The 6,459-nt window shown below is 37.5% G+C and carries 5 protein-coding genes, 1 tRNA gene and 2 pseudogenes; 3 read left to right on the plus strand and 5 right to left on the minus strand.

Going from position 1 to position 6,459, the window contains the following annotated elements; translation table 11 throughout:
- The 3 genes and pseudogenes from P20652_RS17405 to P20652_RS17415 all read right to left on the minus strand — a co-directional run bounded on the left by P20652_RS17405 (position 1) and on the right by P20652_RS17415 (position 2,576).
- A tRNA-Val gene (locus P20652_RS17405) sits at positions 1 to 59 on the minus strand.
- 121 nt (positions 60 to 180) lie between these two features.
- A pseudogene (locus P20652_RS17410) lies at positions 181 to 1,226 on the minus strand (DUF3080 family protein).
- Positions 1,204 to 2,576: pseudogene (locus P20652_RS17415) on the minus strand (MATE family efflux transporter). The pseudogenes P20652_RS17410 and P20652_RS17415 overlap by 23 nt, the downstream one beginning before the upstream one ends.
- Positions 2,577 to 2,704: 128 nt before the next feature.
- Between P20652_RS17415 and P20652_RS14880 the strand changes: the two are divergent.
- Positions 2,705 to 3,331 carry a riboflavin synthase gene (locus P20652_RS14880; RefSeq protein WP_008166245.1) on the plus strand — a complete coding sequence of 209 codons (627 nt, stop codon included), beginning with the start codon at positions 2,705 to 2,707 and terminating at the stop codon, positions 3,329 to 3,331.
- Here P20652_RS14880 and P20652_RS14875 read toward each other — a convergent pair.
- Both P20652_RS14875 and P20652_RS14870 read right to left on the minus strand, forming a co-directional pair.
- A complete protein-coding gene (locus P20652_RS14875) occupies positions 3,328 to 3,531 on the minus strand; it encodes a CPXCG motif-containing cysteine-rich protein (protein WP_008166246.1) in 204 nt (67 codons plus the stop codon). The two genes, P20652_RS14880 and P20652_RS14875, sit on opposite strands and share 4 nt — an antisense overlap.
- Before the next feature lie 137 nt (positions 3,532 to 3,668).
- Complete coding sequence (locus P20652_RS14870; RefSeq protein WP_008166247.1) at positions 3,669 to 4,529, minus strand: fructosamine kinase family protein; 861 nt, start codon at positions 4,527 to 4,529, stop codon at positions 3,669 to 3,671.
- 183 nt (positions 4,530 to 4,712) lie between these two features.
- Between P20652_RS14870 and P20652_RS14865 the strand changes: the two genes are divergently transcribed.
- Both P20652_RS14865 and P20652_RS14860 read left to right on the plus strand, forming a co-directional pair.
- Complete coding sequence (locus P20652_RS14865; protein WP_050548191.1) at positions 4,713 to 5,348, plus strand: hypothetical protein; 636 nt, start codon at positions 4,713 to 4,715, stop codon at positions 5,346 to 5,348.
- Between the two features lie 276 nt (positions 5,349 to 5,624).
- Positions 5,625 to 6,410, plus strand: coding sequence for a hypothetical protein (locus P20652_RS14860; protein WP_008166250.1), 786 nt, complete (start codon positions 5,625 to 5,627; stop codon positions 6,408 to 6,410).
- Positions 6,411 to 6,459: the final 49 nt, after the last annotated feature.

The raw sequence follows: 6,459 nt of genomic DNA on the forward strand, positions 1-6,459 counted from the left end.
GAGTGGATTCGAACCACCGACCCCTACCATGTCAAGGTAGTGCTCTAACCAACTGAGCTACAGTCGTATTACTTTATTTAAGTAGGTGTTAATTGCTTAACAACGGCCGCTAATATATAGCGTGGCGGTTAGTGAATCAAGCAAGTTTGTTGTTTTTGAGTTTATTTGCCGTTTTTTTATTCATATTGGGCTTATTTCACACGTTTTATAAAAACTTTGCCACCAAATTACATGATTTTTAGCTGAGCTTTTGAGTAAGTTCAGTAAGTTACTTGTCGAGCCCATTTTTACTAAGTTGTTAATTTGAGGGCTTGAGATATTTTCGTTAAACCAAAGCTCATTATAAAGCGGTTGTAGTGTCTCTAGATAACCAGTTAATTGCGCTTGGTAGGGCTGAATTTCTTTTAGGTAAAACTTTTGAAATACGTTGCTTATGATTTTTGCTTTTTGATTATTTTTATCCTTTGGGCACAGCGTATTAAAGTTTAGTGTTTTTACAAACTGTGTGGCGTTGTTATTTAATACTACCTGCTTGCGGACTGATTGAATGAGTGCTTGGTTAAATTGAAATTTGTTAAGCTGCTCGAGTGCGCTAAAAATAAAATCGCTATTAATTTTACTAAAGTCTTTAGTTTTAATTTGCTGCTTAATGAGTACAAGTTGTTTCAGCGCTAGTACGGTATCGCTAAAACCGGCGGGTTCGCTATTTAGCTCATTTGATGTTAACAGCCATGTTTTATTAAGCTCTGGCTCTTTAAATAACATAGCGTTAAAAAAGTGCATTAGGTGTGTTTCTTTGTAGTTTTTGGCAGCGAGTATTTTTGTGTAACTAGGGCTATTTTTATCAAGCGTGTTTAAGCAAATCTGCGCACTTTTAATAAAGTCTATTTGATATTTTAATTGCCCAGCAGCGCTGGCGGTTTTCCTAGTTGGTTATTGTGCTCACTTATAAGCACGTTAAGCTTACATTGGCTAATGCCTGCAAGCTCAACAATACTCAGTGTTAAGTCACTTTTTGCTATTGGGGTAGGGCGCACTAAGGGGAGATGCCTGAGTGGCGCAGGCTGTGTTGGGCTTGCATTAACTGTGCTACTTAAGCGTTCCATATAAGTAACGTTTATATTACTTTGTGGTTTGTTGCAGCCAGTAAGCATTAAAAAACACATTACTAGCAAAGCCGCTGTTAATGTTTTAAGGCTGAGTTTATTTGTTTTGATTGAGTGCATCATTGTTAAACAATTCATATTTTAGGCGCTTTCTTACTGTTAGCATTAATAAAATAGCAGCGACACTAAGGCCTACTATTATTCCAACCCAAAAGCCATGCGGCCCCATAGCTGGCACAATTATGTCTGTTCTTGCCAATACGTAACCTAAACAAAAGCCGATTAACCAATACGATATAAACGTAATATACGATATAGGCGTGGTGTATTTTAACCCACGAAGTATGCCATTTGCAGCAACTTGCAGTGCATCAGGTAGTTGGTAGATACACGCTAAAATCATAATTGATGAAGCCAGGGCCATTACAGCGGAGCTGTCGGTATATAATTGGCTAATTAAATCACGACCGGTAAACGTAATAAGCGCTAAAAATAACGCCACAGTAATGGCTAAAATATAGCTGGTTGAAACCGCGACTTTTAATTGAGTCATGTTATTTTGGCCGTATAAGTTACCTATACGAATGCTAATTGCGATTGATAGGCTCAGCGGCATCATAAACAGCAATGTAGTTACACTGGCTGCTATTTGATGCCCTGATATAGCTACTGCACCTAAATGCGCTATAAATAGGGGTATACACGCAAATAAAGTGACTTCAAAAAAGGTGGCAAGTGAAATTGGTATACCTAACTTAGTAATAATACCAATAGTCGTAAAATTAGGTTTTTCGAACGATGAAAGCAGGCCTTTAGCATCAACTTTTTACTCATTTGGCAGTAAGTGACCTGCGCTATTGCCATAACAGTCAAAACAATGGCTGTTGCAATACCACAGCCCGCGCCGCCATAAGCAGGTAAACCAAATAAGCCATTTATGAAAATATAATTTACTGGAATATTAACGGCTAAACCTAATAGGCTTATGTAAAAGGCGGGTTTGGTCATCCCCATGCCTTCGGTAACGTTTCTGTATACCGTAAAAATTAAAAATCCAAACACACCCCATTTTACAAAGTGAATGTAGTCAATGGCAAGGCTTGCAATAGCAGGCGTTGTATCGAGCTTAAAAATAATGGCATCTGCTAAATGGGCAATTCCAAAGCCTGTAAAGCTCAAAATAGCGGTTAAATAAAGCGCTTGTTGAAAATAATGGCTAATACCTTTGCGGTCATCACTGCCCGAAAACTGCGCAATAATACCAGTAAGCGCTAATAAAATACCTTGAAGGCCAAGTAATAAAGGGTTCCATATTCCTGTTGCAATAGAAAGTGCCGCTAAGTCAGTAGGGCTAACTTGGCCAGCCATAATTGTGTCGACGACCGACATTAAAATAAGGGTAACTTGCGCTAAAAAAACAGGTAAAGCGAGGGAAAGTAAACGCTTGGCTTCCCAATTGCAAAAGGTCATAAAAACAGCTAGTTGATAAAGTAGGGCGTAATTGTAGTCTATTGGGGTTTAAATAAAAATCACAGGAGTGAATGATTTTATGAGTTGATACGTTAAACTAGCACTTTGTAATAATTTAAAGTGATTTTATGTTTACAGGAATAGTGCAAACGCAAGCTACGGTGGTCTCTAAAACTCAAACAGACGGTGTTTTACGCTTAGTTGTATCGGTGAGCGATGAGTACGTTAAGCATTTGGATTTAGGCGCAAGTATTGCTATTAATGGCTGTTGTTTAACAGTGGTGCAAGTTGAGCTAAGTAATCATGATGTGGTGGCGCAAGTGCATTTTGATGTGATTGACGAAACCCTAAAGTTAACTAATTTAGGCTTGCTTGAGCTAGGTAGTTTAGTGAATTACGAACGCTCTGTTACGTTTGGTACTGAGCTAGGTGGGCATATAGTGTCTGGGCATATCCATTGTACGTCACAAATTTCTCAAATAGTGAAGCTTGAGAATAACTGCAAAATACAACTAACCCTGCCAAAAGAGTGGCAAAAGTATGTGTTATATAAAGGCTTTGTTGCGATAAATGGCGCAAGCTTAACCGTGGGCGAAGTTGATGAACAAGGTTTTTGGTTACACCTAATTCCGGAAACGCTCGCCATTACAAACATTGGTGCAGCGCAAGTGGGTGACAAGTTTAATATTGAAGTTGATCAGCAAACTTACACTATTGTAAATACGGTAGAGAACTACTTACGCCATCAGGCTTAAAATATTTGTTCGTCGTCACTGTCTACGTGTAGCTCTAATTTATTGTTTGCATGATCTATATGCATATTTAAATGAATGGGGTTGCAGCAGGCAGTGCAATCTTCTATGTAGTCTTGATCGCCCATGCTTGCGTCTAAGTCTAAATGTATGTGGTGGCCACAGTGTGGGCATGTTATACGTTGTGATAAAAAGTCTTTCATAATCACTCCAATTACAGATAGCTTAAGCAGAGTTTGAAATTTATTTTATTCTAACCACAGCTTAATCACGTAAAACTGAACTCCTTAAAACCCTTTAAATATAGTCTGTTTGGCGTGTTATGACAGTTTATTTGCACTTATTGCATAAGCTTTTCTATATGTTGTTTAGCATCAGTAAGATAGTGACCGGCAAAAATATTGGCATGATTTAAAATGGGGTATAACTGATATATTAACTTACGTTTTTCGTAATTTTGAGAAAGCGGGTAGTGCGCGTTATAGGCGCTATAAAAGTCTTTTGGCAGTGGCGCAAATAGTTCGCTCATTGCAATATCTACTTCCCGATCACCATAATAACAAGCAGGATTAAATACTGTGGGTTTTGCTTTTAAAAATCCTATATTTCCACGCCAAAAATCGCCATGCAGTAATGAGGGCTCAACTTGATGACTATGTAGTTGCTCTTTTACGGCATTAATTAAGCGTTCGGGTTCAATAAAGTTAATGCCTTTTTTAGCGAGTAACTGTAATTGCCACCCTATACGCTCTTCGGCGTAAAATACATCCCACTTTTTATGCCATCTATTTGGCTGTACTGTGGTTGCCAAGTAATTATCAATATCAAAACCAAACATGGCTTGGTCATGTTTTTGATGCATTTTAGCGAGGCTGCTTCCCATAGTTTCCCACGTGTTGTGGGGTTGTTTATCAAGAACAAGCCACTGTAAAACAATAAACGAAAACTCTATATTTGCACCGGTTGTAATACATTCAGGGACTTTAAAATTACTATTTTGCGCTAAAAGCTTTAAGCCAATAAATTCACTTTCTAAACGCTCGAGTTCGCTTTTTAATGCTATTTTAACGAAGAAGTTATGCGTACCATTGGTAATATGAAATAGTTTGTCGGTATTTGTACTTTGTAATTGGCGTTTATAGGTGTGTTTAAAGTCAAAACTAATAGCTTGGCTGATGTGCTCATTTGCTGTTTTCCACATAACAATTGCTCGCCTTTTAAACAGATACTTAAACTATGGCAAAAAGGTATTAATTTAACAATCTAAACGTTGTAAAATTAATGACTATATTGCATAAAAATTACACTTACTGTAATGGAGTAAAAATGAAACAAAAGTTTAATAACCAATTTGCTAGCGGGTTTATGTGTTGTTGTAGGTTTTATGTTTAACCAAGCAATTGTGTTATCAGTTGGTTTATTTGCACTTTCTGGCGCGGTAACTAATTTATTAGCTATTCATATGTTGTTCGAAAAAGTCCCGTTTTTATATGGCTCAGGCGTTATAGCGCTTAAGTTTGAAAGCTTTAAAGTAGCTATACGAAACCTAATATTAACGGAGTTTTTTTCAGAGCAAAAAATTAATAATTTGCTAAACAAAGCGCAGCCCAATATCGACTTTGAGCCAATAATTAGTAATGTTGATTTAAACCCCGCATTCGACAATTTGTTAGAGGTAATAGAGCAGTCACAGTTTGGTAGCATGTTAGGTATGTTTGGCGGCACAGCAGCAATAGAGCCAATGCGTGAAAAGTTTATTGAAAAAATGCAATTGTCGCTTAGTGAGATTTCCCAAACTGACGACTTTAAAGCATTAGTAAGCCAAACACTCTCACAAGGTAATAGCGCACAGAGCCTACATAAAACGGTGCTTAAACTAGTTGATGAGCGCTTAGATGAGCTTACCCCAAAAATGGTTAAAGAGATTATTCAAACCATGATCCGCGAGCACTTAGGCTGGCTTGTTGTGTGGGGTGGTGTGTTTGGTGGTTTATTTGGTTTAATTGCAGCCGTTATTTAAATCTAGCTACTGATACCAATTAAAAGCACAATCATTCTATTGCATTAAATAGCGCACTTACTGCGTTAAAAGTTATTTGTGTACGACGCCATCGATGCATTAGGTAGAGCAATGCATGGAGCAATTAGATAATAACTACACGTCATAATTTCGCCCTATTATTGCGCTACTTCTTAGCGTAATAATAGATGATTAATTTAATACAATTGGTATAACTTATTTTTTCAGGCTGCTATTATCGCCCCCATAATTTAGTCGTGTTTTTTAGGAGCAACGGTGAGCAAAACGTTAGCCAGTTATTATCAGCAAGCATACGCGTGCGATCAGCAGCATTTTAATCAGTGTTTTTATTGTGGCTGTGAAGCGACAGAGCGCGATCATTGCCCGCCACTGCATATGCTACAAAGCATTGTTGATTTAGGTGAAGAGGCTGACTTTATATCTATTCCTGCGTGTTATGAGTGCCATGCACTTTTACATAACGAAAGACTGATGACGATTGATGAGCGCTTTACCAAGCTTAAAAAAAAGCTCTCAAATAAATATGCTAAACCACTACGCGTTTATAATATGTGGGAAGAAAGCGAACTTGGCGATATGAGCGATGAGTTTGCCCATAGTATTGCAGCGGGTATGAAATTAGGAAAAGAAGCCGCTGAGCGTTTAGCCTTTACGGGTTTTAGCTATGCCACAGAAGATGCCAAAGTAGCAGTACGTGAAAAAACAAAAGAGTTTGATGTAGAAGGCATGATATTTACCGACTTTAAAGAGGCGTTAAATTACTGCATTAACGATTTAAATGTTCAAAAAAGTGACTTTTATAAAATTTTAGTTGAAGACTACCAAGGTGATTTTAATAAAGCATTGAGCCAATATCGTCATCGTCATGACAAAGTAACGGCAGCTAAAGACGGTAATACACTTATTAAAGATTTTTCTAAGCTACATAAGCAAAACTCTGATTTTGTAACGCGTACGGTTAAGCACTTTATTAGTAAAGATTCTTCGCTTACTACCGAAGGTGCGCTTGAAAAGTTGTATAACAATTATATAAAGAAATAATTACAGAAATTCATCTTAATTAACTGCGTTTTCACCTGTTTTTTGGCTT

The organism is Pseudoalteromonas sp. BSi20652, assembly GCF_000239855.1.
Taxonomy (GTDB): domain Bacteria; phylum Pseudomonadota; class Gammaproteobacteria; order Enterobacterales; family Alteromonadaceae; genus Pseudoalteromonas.

What these genes read in the sequence shown, in the direction of transcription:
- P20652_RS14875 (WP_008166246.1), bottom strand. Translation starts at nt 3,531, where the DNA reads ATGAAAGACTTTTTATCACAACGTATAACATGCCCACACTGTGGCCAC.
- P20652_RS14870 (WP_008166247.1), bottom strand. Translation starts at nt 4,529, where the DNA reads ATGTGGAAAACAGCAAATGAGCACATCAGCCAAGCTATTAGTTTTGAC.
- P20652_RS14880 (WP_008166245.1), top strand. Translation starts at nt 2,705, where the DNA reads ATGTTTACAGGAATAGTGCAAACGCAAGCTACGGTGGTCTCTAAAACT.
- P20652_RS14865 (WP_050548191.1), top strand. Translation starts at nt 4,713, where the DNA reads ATGTTTAACCAAGCAATTGTGTTATCAGTTGGTTTATTTGCACTTTCT.